Genomic DNA, 22517 nt, shown 5'->3' with positions numbered 1-22517 from the left:
ATGGACGTAAAAAAACCCCGCGTGTAGCGGGGTTCATCTGGTACCGTCAAACAAGTCCGTCGCTTACTCGAAGAACTTTTTGACTTTATCCATCCAGGTATTACTTTGAGGATTATGTTTGGAGCCACCTTCGACTGTCAGTTGCTCAAACTCACGCAACAAATCTTTCTGACGCTCAGTCAGCTTGACCGGGGTTTCTATCAGTACGTGGCAGAACAAGTCTCCCGCATAGCCTGAACGCACACCTTTGACGCCTTTGCCGCGCAAACGGAAAGTCTTACCGGACTGCGTACCTTCCGGCACCGTGAATGAAGCTTTACCACTGAGTGTAGGCACTTCAATCTCGCCACCTAAAGCAGCTTTAGAGAAGGAAATCGGGATTTCACAATGCAAGTCATCGCCTTCGCGCTGGAACACAGGATGCTGCTTGATGTGAATTTCCACATACAAATCGCCCGGAGGGCCACCGTTAACACCTGGCTCACCATTGCCGGAAGAACGGATGCGCATACCATCATCAATACCGGCAGGTATTTTCACTTCCAGTGTTTTCTTACGCTTGATGCGGCCTACGCCTAAGCATGTGGTGCAAGGATCAGGAATCATCTTGCCAGTGCCATGACACTTAGGACAGGCTTGCTGTATGCTGAATAAGCCTTGCTGCATACGTACCTGACCATGACCACCGCAAGTGGTACAGGTTACCGGCGAGGTACCTGGTTTAGCACCGGAACCGTGACAAGTATCGCACTCATCCCAGCTTGGTACCTGTATCGTGGTTTCATAGCCGTTCGCAGCCTGCTCCAGCGAGATTTCGAGGTTGTAGCGCAGATCCGCACCACGATAAACCTGCGGCCCTGCACTGCGGCGACCACCGCCGAAGATATCACCAAAAATATCACCAAATGCATCTGCAAATCCACCCGCACCGGCGCCACCGCCGCCACCCATATTCGGATCGACGCCCGCATGACCATAACGGTCATAAGCATCACGCTTTTGACTGTCGGACAGCATTTCGTAGGCTTCTTTGGCTTCTTTGAATTTGTCTTCGGCGACTTTATTGTCCGGATTACGGTCCGGATGGTATTTCATCGCCAGTTTGCGATAAGCCTTTTTGATTTCTTCGTCGGAGGCATTTTTGCCCACGCCGAGAATTTCATAAAAATCACGCTTCGCCATCTGGATTACACCTTGTTTTCGTAGTTCATATTTTGGGACTGGTACACAAAATATGGCGATTCAATATTAAAAAAAAGCGGGCTCTATGCCACAAAGGCGCAGAGTGCGCAGAGACCAAACTCATTCTGCGTGCTCTGCGCCTCTGCAGCCATTTTCAGACTGAAGTGACGAATTATTTGTTGTCTTTGACTTCTTTAAAGTCAGCATCAACTACGTCATCGTCCTGCGCTTTCGCTTCTGCTGCGCCAGCTGCACCCGCACCACCAGCTGCACCACCTGCTGCAGCTTGCTGCGCCTGCATGTCAGCATAAACTTTTTCGCCCAGTTTCTGAGAAGCGGTCGACAAGGCACCCAGTTTAGTGTCGATTTCAGCTTTGTCGCCGGATTTCAATACATCTTCCAGATCCTTGATCGCTGCTTCGATTTTCTCTTTTTCGCCAGCTTCCAGCTTATCGCCGTGCTCAGACAAGGCTTTCTTAGTGGAGTGAACCAGTGCATCACCCTGATTGCGGGACTCTGCCAGTTCTTTCACTTTCTTGTCTTCTTCAGCGTTCAGCTCAGCATCTTTCACCATTTTCTGGATTTCATCTTCGGTCAGACCGGAGTTAGCCTTGATGGTGATCTTGTTTTCTTTGCCGGTCGCTTTGTCTTTTGCACCTACATGCAAAATACCGTTCGCGTCGATGTCGAAAGTGACTTCGATTTGCGGTGTGCCGCGCGCTGCCGGTGGAATACCTTCCAGATTGAACTCGCCCAGACCTTTGTTACCAGCAGCGATTTCACGCTCACCCTGGAATACTTTGATCGTTACCGCAGGCTGGTTATCATCCGCTGTCGAGAATACCTGACTGAATTTAGTCGGGATAGTCGTGTTTTTCTGGATCATTTTGGTCATCACGCCACCCAGGGTTTCGATACCCAGAGACAGCGGCGTCACGTCCAGCAACAATACGTCTTTACGATCGCCAGACAAGACAGAACCCTGAATCGCGGCACCAACTGCCACAGCTTCATCCGGATTCACGTCTTTACGTGGATCTTTGCCGAAGAATTCTTTGACCGCTTCCTGCACTTTAGGCATACGTGTCATACCACCGACCAGAATCACGTCATCGATATCAGATGCTTTAACTCCCGCATCTTTGATCGCCATACGGCATGGTTCTATGGTTTTCTGGATCAGGTCTTCGACCAGTGCTTCCAGTTTGGCACGTGTAATTTTCAGATTCAAATGCACCGGTGCGCCATTGGCCATGGCGATATACGGTTCATTGATTTCTGTTTGCTGGGAGCTGGACAATTCGATTTTTGCACGTTCAGCAGACGCTTTGATACGCTGCAGCGCGATCGGATCTTTTGCCAGGTCCAGGCCATTGATCTTTTTAAATTCTTCAATGATGTAGTCGATCACGCGCTGATCGAAGTCTTCACCACCGAGGAAGGTGTCGCCGTTAGTGGACAACACTTCAAATTGCATTTCGCCGTCTACGTCAGCGATTTCAATCACGGACACGTCGAAAGTACCGCCGCCGAGGTCATACACTGCAATCTTACGATCGCCTTTTTCTTTTTTATCCAGACCAAACGCGAGCGCAGCAGCGGTCGGCTCATTGATAATACGCTTTACATCCAGACCAGCGATACGGCCTGCATCTTTGGTTGCCTGACGTTGCGCATCGTTGAAGTAAGCCGGAACAGTAATCACGGCCTCAGTCACTTCTTCACCGAGGTAGTCTTCGGCGGTCTTTTTCATTTTGCGCAAGACTTCAGCGGAAATTTGTGGTGGCGCGAGTTTTTTGTCGCGCACAGACACCCATGCGTCGCCGTTATCTGCTTTGGAAATTGCGTAAGGCATCAGGCCGATGTCCTTCTGCACTTCTTTTTCTTCAAACTTACGGCCAATCAGACGCTTCACTGCGTACAGTGTATTACGCGGATTGGTCACAGCCTGACGTTTAGCGGATGCGCCAACCAGAATTTCACCGTCTTCCTGATAAGCAATAATAGAAGGAGTGGTACGTGCACCCTCTGCGTTTTCGATGACTTTTGGCTGCCCGCCTTCCATAACTGCTACGCAAGAATTGGTTGTACCCAAATCAATACCGATCATTTTGCCCATGATTTTCCCTCAGAATGTCAATTTTATTTGTTGAGATTGTAGAATCAGCTCAGTTTGCCTGTATTTCCGATTCGTCTGTTCCGGATATAAGGTAAAAAACGCAGTTTTCAAGCGAAATTTGCGCGTTTTTTACGCATTTTTTTATTTTCCTTGTGCGACTGTCACTAATGCAGGGCGCAGCAGGCGATCAGCGATCATGTAACCTTTTTGCAAAACCGTCACCACGGTATTCGCGTCCTGTTCTGCAGGCACCATAGAAATCGCCTGATGCCTATCAGGATCCAATTTTTCACCCTGAAGCGGATTCACTTCGAGCAGGCGGTTTTTCTCAAATGCAGACGACAATTGCTTCAATGTTAACTCAACGCCTTCCTTGAGCGAGTCGATAGAAGGCGTCTCTACTTTCAATGCCATTTCCAGACTGTCTTTGACTGGCACCATGGCCTCTGCAAAACCTTCGATCGCAAATTTATGCGCTTTTGCAATATCATCCTGGGCACGGCGACGGATATTTTCACCTTCAGCCTTGGCGCGCATGAACGCATCTTGCAATTCTGCAACTTTCGCCTGCAGCTCAGCAATCAACTGATCATTATTTTGTACAGTCTGATCGGCTGTCGCATCCAGCTCTGGATTCGCCTGCGCTGTTTCGGCAGCAGTCTCTGTCACAGGAATATCTTGTTCCGTTTTTTTATCTTGCTCTTGCATACAAACTCTCCAGTCAAAACTTTATTGCTGCTGCAATTGGGGGCGTAGCGGAATAAATCAAGCCCCTCCCTTAAAAATAACTCAGAATAAAGGATGTTTCCCCCATTTCCCAGAAATTTCACCCATATACAGGGCAGTCAACTATTTATAACCACCATAAAAATACGTCAAAATGCCTCGCCAAAGCGTGGACCTGCGTAAGTCTCAGCCTGATTTCTATTTGCGCGCAAAATCAGCGTTAATTTAAAATTGCAACAAATATAACATAGTGCTGATTTTGACGAATTTTCCAGTAAAATCGCCGCTTTATATTTTAAATACCGCATTTCTAGGAGTGGTGAATGATATTCGTAACTGGCGGCGCTGGTTTCATCGGTTCCAATTTTGTCTTAAGCTGGCTGGCGCAGCATGATGAGGCGGTGCTCAATTTTGACAAACTGACTTATGCAGGCAACCTGAATAATCTGGCCGCTGTACGCAATAACCCCAGGCATATCTTCGTGCAAGGCGATATCTGTGACACCGGGCTGCTTCATGCTTTGTTTGCCGAGCATAAACCACGCGCCATCCTGCATTTTGCGGCGGAAAGTCATGTAGACCGCTCCATCCATGGCCCGGCCGCTTTCGTCACCACCAATGTGAACGGTACTTTCAGCCTGCTGGAGGCGGCACGTGCTTACTGGAATGGTCTGGAAGGCGAAGCAAAAGCTGACTTCCGTTTCCTGCATGTGTCCACTGATGAGGTTTATGGCACTTTGTCGGCAGAAGATCCTCCGTTCACAGAAACAACCGCTTATGCACCAAACAGTCCTTACTCTGCATCAAAAGCGGCCTCTGATCACTTAGTTCGCGCCTACCATCACACCTATGGCATGCCGGTACTGACCACAAATTGTTCTAACAATTACGGTGCCTATCATTTCCCGGAAAAACTGATCCCTCTGATTATTACCAACGCGCGCGCAGGTAAAGACTTGCCTGTGTATGGCGATGGGCAGCAAGTGCGTGACTGGTTATTTGTAACTGATCATTGCACTGCTATTCGCCGCGTGCTGGAAGCAGGACGTCCGGGTGAAACCTATAACGTCGGTGGCTGGAATGAACAGACCAATCTGAGCGTGGTACATACCATCTGCGACTTACTGGATGAGTTACAGCCAAAAGCAGCGGGCAGTTACCGCGATCAGATCCGCCACGTCAAAGACCGCCCGGGGCATGACCGCCGTTATGCGATCGATGCGCGCAAAATTGAACGTGAATTGGGCTGGAAACCTGCTGAGACTTTTGAGACTGGCTTACGCAAAACTGTGCAATGGTATCTGGAGAATGATGCTTGGGTCAGCGATGTACAGTCGGGCGATTACATGAAATGGGTTGATTTGCAATACAGCAACAAGGAATAAGCAATGGTACAAGCTACACAACGCAAAGGAATCATCCTGGCAGGCGGCTCAGGCACGCGCCTGTATCCTGTGACGCAGGCAATTTCCAAGCAATTGCTGCCAGTCTACGACAAACCCATGATTTATTATCCGCTGACTTCTTTAATGTTAGCGGGCATACGCGATATCCTGATCATTTCCACTCCTCAGGACACGCCACGCTTCAGCGAATTACTCGGTGACGGTTCGCAATGGGGTATCAACCTGCAATATGCAGTACAACCCTCACCAGATGGCTTGGCACAAGCCTTCATCATCGGCAAGGAATTCATCGGTAACTCGCCGTCGGCCTTAATCCTTGGCGACAATATCTATTACGGTCATGACTTTGAGCCGCAATTACGCAATGCCGATGCACGTGGCAGTGGCGCCACTGTATTTGCTTATCATGTGCACGATCCGGAACGCTATGGCGTGGTTGATTTTGATACCAATCGCCAGGCCATCAGCATAGAAGAAAAGCCGCTGAAACCGAAATCGAATTATGCCGTCACCGGCCTGTATTTCTATGATCAGCAAGTGGTGGATATCGCAGCCGCGATCAAACCGTCTGCACGTGGTGAACTGGAAATAACAGACGTCAATAATACTTATCTGAAACAAGGTGAGCTGAATGTGGAGCTGATGGGACGTGGCATGGCCTGGCTGGATACCGGCACCCATGAGTCTTTACTCGATGCAAGCCAGTTCATTGCAACCATAGAAAAACGCCAGGGCTTGAAAATTGCCTGCCCGGAAGAAATCGCGTTCCGTCGCAATTACATCAATGCCGCGCAACTGGAAAAACTGGCACAGCCTCTGAAGAAGAATGAATATGGCCGCTATTTATTGCAATTATTAGAGAAAAAGGTCGGCTGAAGATGAAAGTTGTTGCAACTAACTTACCCGAAGTACTGATTATCGAACCCAAGGTATTTGGCGACGAGCGTGGCTTTTTCTTTGAAAGCTTTAATGCCAAAAAATTTGCTGAACTGACCGGTGTGCAGACTGAGTTTGTACAGGACAACCATTCGCTGTCAGCAAAAAATATTTTGCGTGGCTTGCATTATCAAATCCAGCAAGCGCAGGGTAAGCTGGTACGCGTCGTATCAGGTGAAGTGTTCGACGTTGCTGTCGATATCAGAAAAAGCTCGCCACGCTTCGGACAATGGGCCGGCGTGCGTTTGTCTGCAGAAAATCAGCGTCAGTTATGGATACCGCCTGGCTTTGCGCATGGCTTCGTGGTGCTCAGTGAAAAGGCTGAATTTTTGTACAAAACGACCGATTACTGGGCGCCTGAATTTGAACGCAGCCTGGCCTGGAATGATCCTGCCATAGGCATCACCTGGCCAATCAGCGAGGCACCAGTCTTATCCGGCAAAGATCAGCTCGCGAAAACCCTGGCTGAAGCTGAGGTTTTTGCATGAGGATTTTACTGACCGGTGTCAGTGGTCAGCTCGGCGCTGCGCTGCAGCGTCTGCTGGGAGCTGAACATGAAATCATCGCCGCAGACCGGGAGATGCTGGACTTGAGCCAGCCAGACGCGATCGAAAGTGCGATAGTTCAAATCCGCCCTGATCTGATGATCAATCCTGCGGCGTATACCGCCGTTGATAAAGCGGAAACGGATACCGATACCGCATATAAAGTTAATGTATTAGCACCGCAGGCAATGGCGCGCGCGGCTGCACGCTTGCAGATAGGCCTGATTCATTACTCGACGGACTATGTGTTCGATGGCAGTCTGGGCACAGATCAACCCCAGACTGAGCTGCCGGCATATACGGAAAGCTATGCCTGCAACCCGGTGAATCAGTATGGTAAAACCAAATACGAAGGTGAACAGGCGATTCAGGACAGCCAGTGCCAGCATTTGATTTTCCGTACCAGCTGGGTCTACTCACTGCATGGTAAAAACTTCTTGCTGACTATGTTGAAGCTGGCCAATGAGCGCGATCACTTACGCATCGTCAACGATCAGTTTGGCGCGCCAACTTCTGCCTTGAGCATTGCACAAGTAACGCAGCAAATTGTGCGTCAACTGGCGGCGGCGCCGGATCAAGCGGCTTGGTGGCAGCAATTCCAAGGTTTATACAATCTGACCAACACCGGCTACACCAGCTGGTTCGGTTTCACTACAGCGATTGTAGAACAGGCAGGATTGCGTGGACTACTCAACAAAGCGGCACCCACACTGGAAGGCATACCCGCCTCCGACTACCCGACGCCCGCGAAAAGACCTGTGAACTCCCGTTTGGATACTCAGAAAATTCAGCAAACTTTCTCAGTTTCGATACCGGACTGGCAAAGCGCACTGGCGGAGTGCCTGGATCAACAACACCCTTTGGCTGCAAGCTGATTTTTACGCAGACGGCTGTCATTGCAAGAGCCGCCTGCGTAAGCCAACTCACCACCTGCCTATCTTCAGAACGACACTTTTATCATGATACATATCGCTATAGTCAGCCACGGCCACGAAGAATTGCTGATCTCCAGCCAGCTGGGTGGCTTAGCGCAGGCCGGTGAACAAATGCAGATATGGGTAAAAGATAACCGCCCATCCGCCAGCTTACGTCACTATTGCGAGCAAGCGGGTGTCCATTACACGGACGCCAGTCCTGGTCTGGGCTTTGGTGCAAATAATAATTTTTTGTTTCAGTTAGTCCGGCAAAGCGCAGACTACGCAGCGGATGACCTGTTCGTGATCATGAATCCGGATATTGCCATTACACCGGAACGCATAGCAGAGCTTGAACAGCGTATGCAAAATGACCACGCTCTCAGCGCCACGCTGAATTTATATAAAGACCATGCCGGAACGATTGCAGATGGAAATATCCGCATCTTTCCTGATCTGCTATCGCCGCTCCGTGTACCGCTGGTGCGCTCACTGACCAGTGTCTATGACAAAAGCAAGTTGCCAGAGAGCTGTGAAATTGACTGGTGTTCAGGTGCTTTTCTGGCGATGCGGGCCGCGCATTTCGAACAACTGGGCGGTTTCGACGACGATTACTTCATGTATTTTGAAGATGTGGACTTGTGCTATCGCTCTTATCTGCGGACAGGACATGGTGTGCGCTATTATCCGGATCTGCATGCGGTACATTTTGGTGCACACAGAAACCGCAGCCTGGCATCACCGCATGCAAGATGGTTTTTGACCAGCTTCATACGCTTTATTTTCCGTAAATATTGTGTTTATCCGCGTCGCCTACATACTTTGAAGTCCCTATGAACCAACCCGTACTCATCACCGGCGCCAGCGGTTTTGTCGGCCAGGCGCTGACTGCGCACATGCTTGAGCTGGGCTATCACCTGGTCTGCCCCACGCGCCAGCCACTGAATACTCAGCATACCAATATGCAAAACCCGGTGATCCCGGGTATGGACGCACAAACCGACTGGACAGACCATCTGCATCAGGCCGGTGCCGTCATCCATTGTGCAGCCAGGGTGCATGTGATGCATGAAACGGCCGGTGATCCGCTCAGCCTGTTCCGCGCATTGAATGTCGATGCCAGCGTCAATCTGGCCAGGCAGGCCGCAGCGGCGGGAGTCAAACATTTTATTTATCTGAGTTCGGTCAAGGTGAATGGCGAAAAAAGCCTGCCAGGTCATCCTTTATCGGAAAAAGATATCGCGGCAACGCATGACCCTTATGGTTTATCGAAATATGAAGCAGAACGGGCTTTGCTTGCAATCGGAAAAAAAACCAGCATGGCCATCACTATCGTGCGCCCGCCTTTGATTTACGGTCCTGGTGTCAAAGCCAATTTCCGTAGCATGATGCAGGCAGTCAGACGTGGCATCCCTTTGCCACTGGCCAGTATCAGCAATCAGCGCAGTCTGCTTTATATCGGCAATCTGACGCACTTTCTGACGCATTGCCTGTATCATCCGCAAGCAAAGAATGCAGTGTTTCAGGTGTCAGATAACGAGGATTTATCCACACCAGCCTTATTGAAGGCCTGCGCGCAGGCTTTGCAGGTCAAACCCAGATTATTTGCATTTCCGCCCGGCTGGCTCAGTCTGTTAGCGCGCATACTGGGCAGACGTGCGGTTGCTGACCGCTTATGTGAGTCACTGCAGGTAGATATAGGCAAAGCCAGACGCCAATTAGGCTGGGAGCCGCCTTTTACAGTCGCACAAGGCCTGCAATACACCGCAGAGCATGAATCATCACGGAATTGATATAAATAAGTATGTATAGTATCTTGAAACGCATATTCGATCTGGGACTGGCCTTGTGCGCCAGCATCGCATTATTGATCCCAATATTGCTGACTGCACTCTGCGTCAAACTGAGCTCGCGCGGACCCATTGTGTACTGGTCAGACCGGGTCGGCAAACATAATCAGATTTTCAAAATGCCCAAATTCCGCAGCATGCGCATCGATACACCAGCGGTCGCCACCCATCTGCTGAGCAATCCTGAACAATACCTGACGCCGATCGGTTCTTTTTTACGCAAATCCAGCCTGGATGAGCTGCCTCAGTTGTGGAGCATACTCATGGGCGATATGAGCTTTGTCGGTCCCCGTCCTGCACTCTACAATCAAGATGATCTGATCGCTTTGCGTACAAAAGCTGGCGTACACACCATTCCGCCAGGTCTGACCGGCTGGGCCCAGATTAACGGACGCGATGAAATACCGATTCCACAAAAGGTCGCACTCGACAGCTACTATCTGCAGCATCAGTCACTTGGATTTGACCTGCGTATATTGCTGCTGACCTTTCTCAAAGTGATACGTCGTGACGGTATCACGCACTAAGGACGGGCGATGCTGAATTTACTGATACAGCTGCCACGCAGGAAAAAGCAGTTACTCGCCATCGCCACGGATGCGGTTTGCCTGCCGCTGGCCTTTATCTGCGCGATCTGGTTACGCTACGAGACCTTTAGTCAGGCCTTATTTCAGCATTATTTTTGGCTGATCGTTGCCATCCCCTTTGTCAGCGTGCCGATTTTCATACGCACTGGTTTGTACCGCGCTATCGTCAGATACATTGATCAGAAAATTCTGGGCGTAGTGGTGTTCGGTGCCACAGTTTCGGTGCTGCTACTGACGTTTATCAGCCTGATGTTGCACATTTTGCCGATTTCGCGTGCGGTATTTGGCTTTTTTTGGGCGGGCTCCATTTTTTACTTATGCGCCAGCCGCTTTATTGCACGTGCCTGGCTGGTACGTACCGATATTAACGAAAATACGGTGCCAGTCTGCATCTATGGTGCCGGTAAAGCCGGCGCGCAACTGGCGTCTGTCATGCGCTCAGGCGGCGATTATCTGTGTGTTGCCTTTGTCGATGATAATCCTAACCGTCAGGGTGCAACCATCGCTGGCATTAAAGTCTACGGGCCACAAGATATTCCTAAAATCGCAGAACGTTTTGGTGCAGAACAAATTTTACTGGCCATGCCTTCGATTTCCAAGGCCAGGCACAAACAAATTCTGGATCAGCTGGAACCCTTTAAACTCAAGATACGTATGACACCATCGCTCACCAGCCTGGTGAACGGAGAGCTAAGAGTGCAGGATGTCAGGGATGTGGAAATCGATGATTTGCTGGGCCGGGATCAAGTCGCACCGGATCCACAATTGCTGAGCGTATGTATTCGTGATAAGCAGGTAATGGTTACCGGGGCGGGTGGTTCTATCGGTTCAGAACTGTGTCGTCAAATCCTGCGCCAGCGTCCGGCCAGTCTGATCCTGCTCGATATGTCGGAATACGCTTTGTATGCGATCGAGCAGGAATTATCAGAGCTCGCCAGGCAGGAGCAGATTGCGCTGCGCATACTGCCTTTTCTGGGTTCTGTCTTAGATAGCAAGAAGCTGGATAATATTTTTACTACCCTGCAGATTGATACTGTCTATCATGCAGCCGCTTATAAACATGTGCCACTGGTCGAACATAATCCTATAGAAGGCATACGTAATAATGTATTTGGTACCCTGAGTGTGGCCAGTGCCGCCATGCGTGCCGGTGTCAGCCAGTTTGTCCTGATTTCCACTGACAAGGCGGTACGTCCGACCAATATTATGGGAGCGACCAAGCGCATGGCTGAGCTGGTTTTACAAGCCTGTGCCAGACGCCAGTCAGCGACGCGTTTTTGCATGGTGCGGTTTGGTAATGTGCTGGGCTCATCCGGCTCTGTCGTTCCCCTCTTCAAAAAACAAATTCAGGCTGGTGGGCCGATCACACTCACCCACCCCGAAATCACACGCTATTTCATGACCATACCGGAAGCAGCCCAACTGGTGTTGCAGGCCGGTGCCATGGGCGAAGGTGGTGATGTCTTTGTGCTCGATATGGGCGATCCGGTCCGCATCATTGATCTGGCGCGGCGCATGGTACATCTGAGTGGTCTCGAAGTGAAATGCGAAGAAACACCAGATGGCCAGATAGAGATTCAGCACGTAGGCTTACGTCCGGGCGAAAAACTCTATGAAGAATTGCTAATAGGTGACAATGTTGAAGGCACCACGCATCCGCTGATCATGCGCGCACGTGAAAACGAACTCCCCTGGTCTGCGCTGGAAGCCAGCCTGGCAGCGATAGAACAGGCCTGCGAACAATTCGACATTCCACAATTACGTGCTTTACTGCTCAAGACGGTGGCAGAATATCAGCCGCAATGCGGGATCGAGGACTTGCTGTGGCAAGCCAGATCACGCAAACCGACGAACCACACATCAACCCTCCATTAATCAAACAGGTAATTCATCATGTCCCTACTTTCAGCCAGCATTTTCAAGGCGTATGATATTCGTGGCATCATTGGCAAAACATTGGATGCCGATGTGGCTTATCTGATCGGTCAGTCTTTTGGTTCTGCGGCCATCGCTAAAGGCGAAAAAACCGTGGTGATAGGCCGCGATGGCCGACTGTCTGGGCCAGACCTGATCGCAGCGCTGGCTAAAGGCTTACAAGCGACGGGAGTGGACGTCATCGATCTGGGTGTAGTCGTCACACCTATGGTCTACTTTGGCACCAATGTGCTGGGTGCGACTTCCGGCATCATGGTAACAGGCAGCCATAACCCGCCGGACTACAATGGCTTCAAAATGGTACTGGCTGGCGAAGCGATTTATGGCGATGCGATTCAGGCTTTGTATCAGCGCATCCTGAACAAGGATTTCGTGAGTGGACAGGGTCAATATCGTACGCATGATATCAAAGCCACTTACCTGGAACGCATACTGAGCGACGTCAAGCTCGCCCGCCCTTTAAAAATTGCAGTGGATTGCGGCAATGGCGTGGCCGGTGCGTTTGCGGCAGATCTGTATCGTGGCATGGGTTGCGAAGTCATCGAGCTGTTCTGCGAAGTGGATGGCACTTTCCCGAATCACCATCCTGATCCGGCCCATCCGGAAAATCTGCAAGACCTGATTCACTGCCTGCAAACCACGGATGCAGAAATTGGCCTGGCCTTTGATGGCGATGGCGACCGCTTAGGTGTCGTGACCAAAGATGGCCAGATTATTTATCCGGATCGTCAGCTCATGTTATTTGCTGAAGATGTACTGACACGTAACCCTGGCGCGCAAATCCTGTATGACGTGAAATGCACCCGCCATATTTCGGCATGGGTCAAAGCGCGCGGTGGCGTACCGCTGATGTGGAAAACCGGTCACTCTCTGGTCAAAGCGAAATTACGCGAAACCGGCTCGCCGCTGGGCGGCGAAATGAGTGGTCACATTTTCTTTAAAGACCGCTGGTATGGCTTTGACGATGGCTTGTACGCCGGTGCGCGTTTACTGGAAATCATCAGCCGCGTGAAAGATATGACTGCTACCCTGAATAATTTGCCACAATCGCCATCGACGCCGGAACTCCAGTTGAAGCTCAATGAAGGCGAGAATTTCAGCATCATCGCTGCCATGCAGGCGAATGCCAATTTCCCGGGCGCAGATGAAGTCATCACCATCGACGGCCTGCGTGTCGAATACCCGGATGGATTTGGCCTGGCTCGCTCATCCAACACCACCCCGGTGATCGTGATGCGCTTTGAAGCAGAAAATCCAGAGGCTCTGCAACGCATACAAGCTGCGCTCAAAGCAGCCGTGTTAGCCGTCAAACCTGACGCACAGATGCCATTCTGAGTATCCGCTATACAGAGGACAAGCTGACATCCTGAGCACAGGATGCATGCTTGTCCTGGGACTCACCCTTTTTTCCGCCACAGACTTTTTCTTTCGTATTCAGTGAAAATCCTCATCATCCGTGTTTCCTCCCTCGGGGATGTCCTGCACAATATGCCGGTCGTCAGCGATTTACTGCAGCATTTTCCGAATGCGAGCATCGACTGGGTGGTAGAAGAAGCCTACGTAAATCTGGTGCGTCTGCACCCGGGAGTAAGGCGCATCATCCCGTTTGCATTACGGCGCTGGAGAAAGAAACTGCTGTCTTCCCAAAACCGCGCTGAAATGCGGCAGTTTCTGCGTGCCTTGCGTGAAGAACAGTATGATCTGATCCTCGATACCCAGGGCCTGCTCAAAACCGGTTTGCTGATGGGCTGGGCTCAAACCAGCCAGAACGGGAAAAAAGCCGGACTCGCGAATGGTACTGTGGGCTCGGGCTATGAAGGCATATCCCGAATCTTCCACGACCAGAGCGTAGCCGTTGATCCCTATACCCATGCCGTATTACGCGGCCGCCTGGTCGCAGCGGCTGCTGCAGGCTATACCGTCGACCGACCGGCTGTGTTTGGTATACAGCCACCCATTTGTGATGCGGCCTGGATGCCGGCACATCCCTTTGTGGTTTTTTTCCATGGCACTGCCGGTGCTGCAAAAAAATGGGGAAGATCCAACTGGATAGCCGTCGCTGACTACCTGCAGACACTTGCATTGCCGGTGCTGCTACCGTGGGGGAATGCAGAAGAAAAAGCCGAAGCAGAAGCGATGGCAGCAGCCATGCCAAATGCCAGCGTACTCCCTGCACTGTCTATGCAGGAAGCGACCCTGCTCGCCTATTCCGCCACGCTGGCGATAGGTGTCGACACCGGTCTGACCCACATTGCCGCCGCTTATGAGACACCGACCATAGAACTGTACTGTGCTTCACCGAAGTGGAAAACTGAAGGTAACTGGTCGGAGCGTATTATCAATCTTGGCGATAATGGCGAGCCGCCAACCGTGGATGTTGTCATTCAGGCGGTACAGCAATTTCGACCTAACATCTCAGCATTAGGCTAGAGCAGACTTACCTATGTCCAGCACAATAAAAAATTATCCTAAAGTCAGTGTAGTCATCGTCAACTGGAACGGCGGAGACTTACTGCAGCGCTGTATCGCAGAACTGCAGCAACAGACTGTGCTCCCAAATGAAATCATCGTAGTCGACAATGCCAGCAGCGATGGCTCAGGGCTGGCAGTAGAACAAGCCTTCCCGCACATACGCGTGATCCATGCCGGCAGTAATCTGGGTTTTGCAGCGGGTAATAATCTGGCGGTACGCCAGGCGGCATCTGACAGTAGCTGGATTGCATTACTTAATCCTGATGCTTTCCCTGAGCCTGAATGGCTGGAAAGCTTGCTCGATGCGGCGATCCGAAATCCAGAATTTGCGATTTTTGGCAGTCGTTTAATGGATGCGAACAGCGGCACTCTGCTGGATGGAACCGGTGATGCCTATCACCTGAGCGGCCTGGTATGGCGTGAGGCACATGGTCAGCCTGTGCAGCAAGGACATCTGGTCAGTAAAGAAATTTTTTCAACCTGCGCTGCGGCTGGCTTGTATCGACGCGATGTGTTTGATGCACTGGGTGGCTTTGATGAAGATTACTTTTGCTACGTGGAAGATATAGACCTGGGCTTTCGCTATCAGTTAGCTGGCTATCGCTGCCTGTATGTTCCCACATCTGTTGCGAAACACGTAGGTTCTGCCCTGACAGGAAAACGCAGTGATTTTTCTGTCTATTATGGACACAGAAATCTGGTCTGGACCTTTATCAAAAATATGCCGGGTTTGCTGTTCTGGTTATGCCTGCCACTGCATTTAGCCCTGAACCTGATCACGATCGCTTACTTTATACGTCAGGGCCAGGGGCAGGTAATCTGGCGCGCCAAGCGCGATGCCTTTACCGGTATCCCCCAAGCCTGGAAAAAACGCCGGCTCATACAATCGCAGCGCCGCGCCTCCCTGACTCACATCTGGAAATTGCTGAATAAGAAGTTTAGCCGTGGCTGAACTTAGGGTATAGTCCTGCTTCTTAAAAATGCCGGTATCGCCCAGCTCTGCCAGGCAGGATGCTATACATCGCTGATACGCTGGCATGATTCTGGCTGCAACGATGTGCGCTCTGAGGCAATATGCTATGCACTTTCGCGCCCAACTGGCTTGGTACCTGAGTCTAAACCGCTTGGAAATTAGCGTAAAGGCAGGACCCGGTGGTATCGTGCTGTTGAATTTCAGGAAAAACTAACAGAATGCGTCTTTTTTATTCTTTGATCTGGGGATTGTCACTGCCCTTTGCGCTGCTGCGGCTATGGTGGCGCGGGCGTCAGGAGCCTGGCTATCGCCGCCATATCCCGGAACGACTGGGATTCTACCCGGACTTCACTGCCGGCCGTCTGATCTGGGTGCATGCGGTGTCTGCAGGCGAAACCAGGGCGGCCGAACCATTGATACGTGCACTGCTGCAACAGTATCCGCAACACCGGATACTGCTGACCCACATGACAGCCACCGGTCGCGAAACCGGCGCGCTGTTATTTGCTGATGTTGGTGCGCGGCTGCAGCAAGCTTTTCTGCCCTACGATATCAATTGGATGATGGCGCGCTTCCTGCGTCATTTCAGCCCCGAAATCTGTATCCTGATGGAGACTGAGGTCTGGCCCAATCTGATCGCACAATGTCAGCTGGCCGCGATTCCGGTCGCGCTGGTGAATGCGCGCCTGTCAGAAAAATCGCTGCGTAAAGCCCTGCGTATGCAACAGCTGATACTGCCTGCAGCACATGCAATTAATGCCGTTGCAGCCCAATCAACACCGGATGCTGACCGCCTGATGCAACTGGGTGTACATCAGTCAGTCGTCACTGGAAATATGAAGTTTGATGTCACCCCACCGGCAGATATGGAAGCACGCGGCCGTGCGCTGCGTGAGCAGTTTGGCAAGCGTCAGGTGATTCTGTGTGCCAGCACCCGCGATGGTGAAGAAGAGTTGATACTGGAAGCATTTCAGGAACAGTTCCCGCTGTTGCAGGAAAAACCATTACTGATCATCACCCCGCGCCACCCACAACGTTTTGACCAGGTCGCCCAATTGCTGGAGCAGCGCGGTGTGCGCTATATGCGGCGCTCTGCGCTTGAGCACGCCGCGCCTACAGTCCCATCAGATATACAGGTTTTGCTGGGCGACAGTATGGGGGAAATGTATATGTATTATGCGGCCTGCGATGTCGCCTTTGTCGGTGGCAGCCTGGTTCCCTTGGGTGGTCATAATCTGATCGAAGCCTGTGCCATGGGCAAGCCGGTATTAACTGGCAGCCATACCTTCAATTTTTCAGAAATCACCGATCAGGCCATTGCTGCTCAGGCCGCATTGCGTACCGATGGTGCGCGCAGCATGCTGAGTCTCGCCCTCACCCTGCTCGGCAATCCGCTCAAACGCCAGCAGATGGGCCAGCAAGCACATGCCTTTTTCCTGCAACATCAGGGTGCAACTGCACGCACACTACAACTGCTGCAAGCCTGGCTGAAACAGAGCTGAACCTGCATGTCCCAGCTCTGTGGTGACGCGGAGCTACTATGCGAAGTCCGGCTTCCCTTCGCAGTTGCAAACCTTAAGCAAGACAAGAGATTCCCCCTCGGCTTGCGCCCCCTCAAGCCGGACTGACAAAGTACATGCCACAGTCAGACACGGTTCTGCCTTGAGCCCAGCCGCGCAAAACTGCGCAACTGGCGCTATAGTATTGAATGACAGATTGATGCTGATGCAGCGGTAAGCAGCACTGCGCACCAGCAGCCCCCTATCAAATAGAATGAGGCAATAGCACTCCGGCAAGTCCAGGCCAAACTGAGAAGGTTCGCTGACTGCCTTCGTCCTATTGCCTTCCGCATCAACCCGAAGAGAAATGAACTATTGATATGAATGCCAACGACAACATCCTGGGAATCACAGCCATGGCACCGCAAGAAATCTCGCTCGATGTCTTACTTGAAAAATATGCTAAAGGCGATGAAGCCAGCATACATGACGTACAAACACGCGTGGCTAAGGCACTGGCCAGCGTAGAGCAGCAGGATAGCCGCGCCTACTACGAAGAGCAGTTTCTATGGGCTCAGAAAAATGGCTTTGTACCCGCCGGACGAATTAACTCTGCGGCAGGCATGGATCTGCACGCGACCCTGATCAATTGCTTTGTACAACCGGTTGGGGATTCCGTTTCGAATCCTACCGATGGTAAGCCTGGCATTTACGCGGCCCTGGCCGATGCGGCTGAAACCATGCGACGCGGTGGCGGTGTCGGATATGATTTTTCCAGCATACGTCCTAAAGATGCACTGGTACGCGGCACCCGTTCGCGCGCGTCCGGTCCGGTCTCTTTCATGCAGGTGTTTAATGCCTCCTGTTCCACCGTTGAATCCGCCGGCGCACGGCGTGGCGCACAAATGGGTGTGCTGCGTGGCGATCATCCCGATATTCTGGAATTTATCCGCTCTAAAGATCAGGGTGGGCTGACCAACTTCAATATCTCTATCGGTGTCACCGATGAGTTCATGCAAGCGGTCGAACAGGATACTGACTTCAGCCTGGTACACAAAGCAGAACCCAGTGAAGATCGCAAAGCAGCGGGAGCCTATCAGCGTGCAGATGGCTTATGGGTTTATGAAACGGTACGCGCCCGTGAGCTGTGGGATATCGTGATGCAGTCGACCTATGATCATGCTGAGCCGGGCATTCTGTTCCTGTCACGCATGAATGCAGAAAACAATCTGTACTACTGCGAAAAAATTGAAGCGACCAATCCGTGTGCAGAACAGCCTTTACCGGATTACGGCTGCTGCTGTCTGGGCTCGGTCAATCTGACCCGCTTCGTGCGCCAGCCATTCAGTACTGAATCCAGCTTTGACTTTGAAGCTTTCCAGTCTGTGGTCAGCGTAGCCACCCGCATGCTTGATAACGTACTCAATGCGACCGCCTGGCCACTGGCACAGCAACAGGCAGAAGCCATGTCCAAGCGCCGCGTCGGACTGGGCTTCCTCGGCATAGGCAGCACGCTGGTGATGCTGGGCATACGCTATGACTCGGAACAAGGCCGTGAATTTGCACGTCAGGTATCGGAAGCAATGCGCGATACCGCCTATCTGGCTTCGGCTGAACTGGCTAAAGAAAAAGGCGCGTTTCCCTTGTTCGATGCCAAGCAATATCTGGCTGGTAAATTCGCGCAACGCCTGCCTGAAGCGGTACGCAAAGCGATAAAAAAGCACGGTTTACGCAATTCCCATTTACTGTCCATCGCACCGACCGGCACCATCACACTGGCCTTCGCGGACAATGCATCGAATGGTATAGAACCCGCTTTCTCCTGGGTCTATAACCGTAAAAAGCGTATGGCCAGCGGTGATCCACGGGTGTATGAAGTGGCTGATCACGCCTGGCGTCTGTATCGCGCGATGGGCCATGATGTAACGGACGACAGCAAATTGCCACCTCAGTTTGTGACTGCGCTCAATATGTCTGCCAGCGACCACATGAAGATGCTGCAGGTGGTGCAACCCTATATCGATTCTGCGATTTCTAAAACCGTCAATGTACCGGCCGATTATCCATATGCGGACTTCCAGAATCTGTACATGGATGCCTGGAAGGCAGGTTTAAAAGGACTCGCAACCTACCGGCCAAACAATATCCTTGGCAGTGTACTGTCAGTCGGCACACCGGAAGTCAAACCTGAAATCAAAGCTGTAGCGGATGAAGATTTATTGCGTAAGCAATTCGAAGGCCGTCCATTTGGTGATCTGGAATCCGTAACCTCCAAGGTGCAGTACATGACTTATGAAGGCAAGAAAACTGTCTACCTGACCGTGAGTTTTATTCATGTGCAAGGCATGGTGGGTGGTGAACTGGTGACGATAGAACGTCCGTTTGAATTCTTTATGCCCGCCGGTCAGAAAAACGATGGCCAGCAATGGATCTCTGCCAGTATGCGTCTGTTATCGATGGCTGCCCGCTCCGGTGGCTCCATTGCCAAAGCGCTGGCCGATATGCGCGAAGTAGTGTGGGATAAAGGCACGGTACGCTGCGGCATGCTCACCAAGGATGATGGCAGTCAGGCGCCGCTGTTCCATGAATCAGAAGTAGCCGCGATCGGCTACTCTTTGCAAAGAATATTGATGAAACGCGGTTATCTGGATGCTTCCGGAAACCAGATTCCAGTCCACGTGCTGGCAGAAAAATTCAAAGCACGTCTGCAGCAATACGGTCTGGATGATCTGGCCTACGAGGCTGAAACCGCGCCGATCAGCTATATTCCAACCGGGAAAAAATGCCCGGAATGCGGCGCGCATGCCTTACAAAAAATCGATGGCTGCAGCCGTTGTGTTTCTTGTGGCTATGTCGGCGCCTGTGGTTAATCACGGCTTAGCAGCTTATGCAGTCTGAGACTGCGTTGATAAAAAAAACGGACACCTGACAGTGTCCGTTTTTTATCTGCATGCCAACTGCAGTCGTACCAGCCTGGCTGATATACTTACTTCTTTTCAGGTCCTACATGCTGACCCAGCCAGTCCAGTACGGTGTGATGCCACAACACTGAGTTAGCCGGTTTGGTGACCCAGTGATTTTCATCCGGATAAATCAGCAATTTACTCTCTATGCCACGGCGCTGTAAGGCGGTGAAGCTGCCCAGGGCCTGCTCAGTCGGAATACGGAAATCCAGTTCGCCCTGTACCACCAGCATCGGTGTCTTCCAGTTTTTCACAAAACGTGCCGGGTTAAACTGCTCATGCTTTTCCGGCACATCATAGTAAGCACCGCCGTTTTCCCATTCTGTGAACCAGATTTCATCGGTCGCATAGGCCATGCCACGGGTATCAAATACGCCGTCATGATTGACGATGCAACGGAAGCCATCTGACCAGTTACCGGCGATCCAGTTCATCATATATCCACCATACGACGCACCCAATGCACAAGCGCGGTTGGTATCCAGCCATGGATATTTGTTTGCTGCGGCAGCCAGCCCTTTTTTCAAATCCTCCAACGGCTTGCCACCCCAGTCGCCACTGATGGAGTCCGTAAATTTCTGACCATAACCGGTAGAGCCGTGGAAATCGATGAATACCGCAGCATACCCGGCACCAGCATAAATCTGCGGATTCCAGCGATAGCCCCATTTATTGCCAAAGCTGCCTTGCGGACCACCATGCACCAGGAAAGCAACCGGATACTTGACGCCTGGCTGCGCATTCCAAGGCTTCATCACATAGCCATAAACCTGATCGCCGTTTGCACCGGCAAAGCTGAATTGTTCATAACTGCCAAGACGCACATTTTGCATCAGCTCACGATTCGCAAATGTCAGTTGCTCAGCCTTACTCACATCGGTGTTATCCGCCTGTTTCAGCGACAAACGATAAATCTGACCATCGCCATTGAGGCTGCCAAAATTCACCAGTAACTGATCGCCATGCACATCCCAGGAATTGACAGCGCCCAGGCCAGTCAAGGGCTTGACCTTGCCGCTGTTCACGTCGATACGGAATAATCTGTGCTGTCCCAGATCGTCGGCCACAACCAGTAAGGACTGTCCATCGGGTGCCCAACGGAAGTCAGCAGCTGAGCGATCCCAGTTCGCCGCCAGCTCACGCTTCTTGCCAGTGGCGACATCCATCAGCACTAACTGAAAACGGTCTGCTTCAAAGCCGGGACGACGCATCGCCACATAGGCCATGGTTTTACCGTCGGGCGAAAATTTCGGGCGGGTATCCCAGGCTGGATTGTCAGCAGTCAGATTTTTCGCAGCCTGCTTACCATCAAGCGCAACCTGATACAGGTCGAAATTAGTCGACCAGGCCTCGGTTTTTCCGGCGATACGAATCGCAAATACGGCGCTTTTGCCGTCCGGTGTGAATTGATATTCCTCCTGATCACCATCCGGTTTAGATGGAACGTCACCATCCAGCGCTGCGCTCAGAGCCACCGGTGCGCCCTGCACGATACCTTTGCTGTCGAGCTGGGCAGTGAATAAAACGGAGCGGCGACCATCAGCCCAGGTATCCCAGTGACGCACAAACAGGCGGTCGTAGATACGTCCGGTCGCTTTATTTGCGGCTTTGTCTGCCAGTTTTTTCTGAGTGCAGGCCAGATCAGGACAATCGCGGAATACCGCCATGCTGAACAAGAGCTTGTCGCCCTGAGGTGAGAGCCGGAAGTTATCGACATCCAAAGGTAAATCAGTGACACGCTGAGCCTCACCACCTTGCAAAGGCAATTTCCAGATTTGGGATGAGCCGGAGCGGGCCGACAGAAAATAGATTGCGTCACCTTTGGCCGACCAGACCGGATCAGTCGCGCCCTGAGTAGTCAGATTTTGCGCTGGCTGACGTGGCTGACTCAGATCTTGCAGCCAGAGGTTAGTGCTGCCGCGATTTTTTTCGAGGTCGGTCTGACGCAGGGTGTACAGCATTTTCTTACCATCCGGCGCAATCACAGGAGCGCCAACGCGCTCCATTTTGACCAGATCTTCAATTTGCAAACCACGCATCTCAGCCTGTGCAGCACCGGCAAATGCCAGCGCCAGCAAGGCACTCAAACGAAACTTCATGTGTACTCCTGTGATAGACCGCCACTGAGCGGTTGTCTTGTAATGAAGAAATTGGACTATGCATCTGCATACAGGCCTTCATATGCACAAATCCGAAAAATGCACGCAGACCGGGGGCCGCACTGAGTGGGCAAAAGTGTAGGAACAGGCTGGGGCCAGATGCAGGTGCATTACGCGCAGCATTCTACCAAGCATGAAAAATTTCGCTGTACGCAATGGAAAATAAGGGAAATTTCCAGATTTACGTTGCCCTATCCGGATAAGAACTGAATTTAGTCAAGCCAGTGCAGGCCTGAAACATCGCCATCAGA

General features: G+C 51.5%; 17 protein-coding genes. 13 read left to right on the top strand and 4 right to left on the bottom strand.

The genetic code is table 11. The features are described 5' to 3' along the window. Nucleotides 1-63: 63 nt before the first annotated feature. From dnaJ to grpE, 3 genes are all read right to left on the bottom strand, one after another. Complete coding sequence (gene dnaJ, locus H8K43_RS05740) at nucleotides 64-1182, bottom strand: molecular chaperone DnaJ (RefSeq protein WP_186902936.1); 1119 nt, start codon at nucleotides 1180-1182, stop codon at nucleotides 64-66. A 172-nt stretch (nucleotides 1183-1354) separates the two neighbouring features. After that, the gene (gene dnaK / locus H8K43_RS05735) at nucleotides 1355-3301 is read right to left on the bottom strand and encodes a molecular chaperone DnaK (protein WP_162020513.1); all 1947 of its coding nucleotides are present in this window, start codon (nucleotides 3299-3301) and stop codon (nucleotides 1355-1357) included. Nucleotides 3302-3442: 141 nt separating this feature from the next. After that, complete coding sequence (grpE, locus tag H8K43_RS05730) at nucleotides 3443-4009, bottom strand: nucleotide exchange factor GrpE (protein ID WP_186902935.1); 567 nt, start codon at nucleotides 4007-4009, stop codon at nucleotides 3443-3445. Between the two features lie 341 nt (nucleotides 4010-4350). Between grpE and rfbB the strand changes: the two genes are divergently transcribed. The 13 genes from rfbB (at nucleotide 4351) to H8K43_RS05665 (ending at nucleotide 20014) form a co-directional block, all read left to right on the top strand. Next, a complete protein-coding gene (gene rfbB, locus H8K43_RS05725) occupies nucleotides 4351-5412 on the top strand; it encodes a dTDP-glucose 4,6-dehydratase (protein ID WP_186902934.1) in 1062 nt (353 codons plus the stop codon). Between the two features lie 3 nt (nucleotides 5413-5415). Then, entirely contained in the window at nucleotides 5416-6309 is an 894-nt protein-coding gene (gene rfbA, locus H8K43_RS05720) for a glucose-1-phosphate thymidylyltransferase RfbA (protein ID WP_186902933.1), read from the top strand. Between the two features lie 2 nt (nucleotides 6310-6311). Further along, on the top strand, nucleotides 6312-6857 hold the full coding sequence (rfbC, locus tag H8K43_RS05715) for a dTDP-4-dehydrorhamnose 3,5-epimerase (protein WP_408058485.1): 546 nt from the start codon (nucleotides 6312-6314) through the stop codon (nucleotides 6855-6857). Next, nucleotides 6854-7789 carry a dTDP-4-dehydrorhamnose reductase gene (rfbD, locus tag H8K43_RS05710; RefSeq protein ID WP_186902932.1) on the top strand — a complete coding sequence of 312 codons (936 nt, stop codon included), beginning with the start codon at nucleotides 6854-6856 and terminating at the stop codon, nucleotides 7787-7789. Before rfbC ends, rfbD begins: the two co-directional genes overlap by 4 nt. Before the next feature lie 84 nt (nucleotides 7790-7873). Then, nucleotides 7874-8665 carry a glycosyltransferase family 2 protein gene (locus tag H8K43_RS05705; RefSeq protein ID WP_186902931.1) on the top strand — a complete coding sequence of 264 codons (792 nt, stop codon included), beginning with the start codon at nucleotides 7874-7876 and terminating at the stop codon, nucleotides 8663-8665. Next, nucleotides 8662-9621, top strand: coding sequence for a UDP-glucose 4-epimerase family protein (locus H8K43_RS05700; RefSeq protein ID WP_186902930.1), 960 nt, complete (start codon nucleotides 8662-8664; stop codon nucleotides 9619-9621). The genes H8K43_RS05705 and H8K43_RS05700 overlap by 4 nt, the downstream gene beginning before the upstream one ends. Before the next feature lie 23 nt (nucleotides 9622-9644). Further along, nucleotides 9645-10205 (top strand): sugar transferase, encoded by a 561-nt coding sequence (locus tag H8K43_RS05695; RefSeq protein WP_186903036.1) that lies wholly within the window; start codon nucleotides 9645-9647, stop codon nucleotides 10203-10205. Nucleotides 10206-10214: 9 nt separating this feature from the next. Further along, nucleotides 10215-12140 carry a polysaccharide biosynthesis protein gene (locus H8K43_RS05690; RefSeq protein ID WP_186902929.1) on the top strand — a complete coding sequence of 642 codons (1926 nt, stop codon included), beginning with the start codon at nucleotides 10215-10217 and terminating at the stop codon, nucleotides 12138-12140. An 18-nt stretch (nucleotides 12141-12158) separates the two neighbouring features. Next, nucleotides 12159-13535 carry a phosphomannomutase/phosphoglucomutase gene (locus tag H8K43_RS05685; protein ID WP_186902928.1) on the top strand — a complete coding sequence of 459 codons (1377 nt, stop codon included), beginning with the start codon at nucleotides 12159-12161 and terminating at the stop codon, nucleotides 13533-13535. A gap of 102 nt (nucleotides 13536-13637) precedes the next feature. Next, nucleotides 13638-14630: a lipopolysaccharide heptosyltransferase I gene (gene waaC / locus H8K43_RS05680; RefSeq protein ID WP_329604481.1), complete on the top strand. Its 993-nt coding sequence runs from the start codon at nucleotides 13638-13640 to the stop codon at nucleotides 14628-14630. Nucleotides 14631-14643: 13 nt separating this feature from the next. After that, complete coding sequence (locus tag H8K43_RS05675; protein ID WP_186902926.1) at nucleotides 14644-15624, top strand: glycosyltransferase family 2 protein; 981 nt, start codon at nucleotides 14644-14646, stop codon at nucleotides 15622-15624. 239 nt (nucleotides 15625-15863) lie between these two features. Further along, nucleotides 15864-17147 (top strand): lipid IV(A) 3-deoxy-D-manno-octulosonic acid transferase, encoded by a 1284-nt coding sequence (gene waaA, locus H8K43_RS05670; RefSeq protein WP_186902925.1) that lies wholly within the window; start codon nucleotides 15864-15866, stop codon nucleotides 17145-17147. A 377-nt stretch (nucleotides 17148-17524) separates the two neighbouring features. Next, a complete protein-coding gene (locus H8K43_RS05665; RefSeq protein ID WP_186902924.1) occupies nucleotides 17525-20014 on the top strand; it encodes an adenosylcobalamin-dependent ribonucleoside-diphosphate reductase in 2490 nt (829 codons plus the stop codon). A 116-nt stretch (nucleotides 20015-20130) separates the two neighbouring features. On the opposite strand, the gene H8K43_RS05660 is transcribed toward H8K43_RS05665, so the two are convergent. Next, entirely contained in the window at nucleotides 20131-22206 is a 2076-nt protein-coding gene (locus tag H8K43_RS05660; RefSeq protein WP_186902923.1) for a S9 family peptidase, read from the bottom strand. Nucleotides 22207-22517: the final 311 nt, after the last annotated feature.

The organism is Cognatundibacterium curvum, assembly GCF_014284235.1.
Classification (GTDB): Bacteria; Pseudomonadota; Gammaproteobacteria; order Burkholderiales; family Burkholderiaceae_D; genus Undibacterium; species Undibacterium curvum.
This window is presented reverse-complemented; position numbering and strand designations above follow the sequence as displayed.

Coding starts and splice junctions, on each gene's coding strand:
- rfbB (WP_186902934.1), top strand. CDS start 4,351: ATGATATTCGTAACTGGCGGCGCTGGTTTCATCGGTTCCAATTTTGTC.
- H8K43_RS05660 (WP_186902923.1), bottom strand. CDS start 22,206: ATGAAGTTTCGTTTGAGTGCCTTGCTGGCGCTGGCATTTGCCGGTGCT.
- rfbD (WP_186902932.1), top strand. CDS start 6,854: ATGAGGATTTTACTGACCGGTGTCAGTGGTCAGCTCGGCGCTGCGCTG.
- H8K43_RS05665 (WP_186902924.1), top strand. CDS start 17,525: ATGAATGCCAACGACAACATCCTGGGAATCACAGCCATGGCACCGCAA.
- grpE (WP_186902935.1), bottom strand. CDS start 4,009: ATGCAAGAGCAAGATAAAAAAACGGAACAAGATATTCCTGTGACAGAG.
- dnaK (WP_162020513.1), bottom strand. CDS start 3,301: ATGGGCAAAATGATCGGTATTGATTTGGGTACAACCAATTCTTGCGTA.
- dnaJ (WP_186902936.1), bottom strand. CDS start 1,182: ATGGCGAAGCGTGATTTTTATGAAATTCTCGGCGTGGGCAAAAATGCC.
- rfbA (WP_186902933.1), top strand. CDS start 5,416: ATGGTACAAGCTACACAACGCAAAGGAATCATCCTGGCAGGCGGCTCA.
- rfbC (WP_408058485.1), top strand. CDS start 6,312: ATGAAAGTTGTTGCAACTAACTTACCCGAAGTACTGATTATCGAACCC.
- waaA (WP_186902925.1), top strand. CDS start 15,864: ATGCGTCTTTTTTATTCTTTGATCTGGGGATTGTCACTGCCCTTTGCG.
- H8K43_RS05685 (WP_186902928.1), top strand. CDS start 12,159: ATGTCCCTACTTTCAGCCAGCATTTTCAAGGCGTATGATATTCGTGGC.
- H8K43_RS05675 (WP_186902926.1), top strand. CDS start 14,644: ATGTCCAGCACAATAAAAAATTATCCTAAAGTCAGTGTAGTCATCGTC.
- H8K43_RS05700 (WP_186902930.1), top strand. CDS start 8,662: ATGAACCAACCCGTACTCATCACCGGCGCCAGCGGTTTTGTCGGCCAG.
- H8K43_RS05690 (WP_186902929.1), top strand. CDS start 10,215: ATGCTGAATTTACTGATACAGCTGCCACGCAGGAAAAAGCAGTTACTC.
- H8K43_RS05705 (WP_186902931.1), top strand. CDS start 7,874: ATGATACATATCGCTATAGTCAGCCACGGCCACGAAGAATTGCTGATC.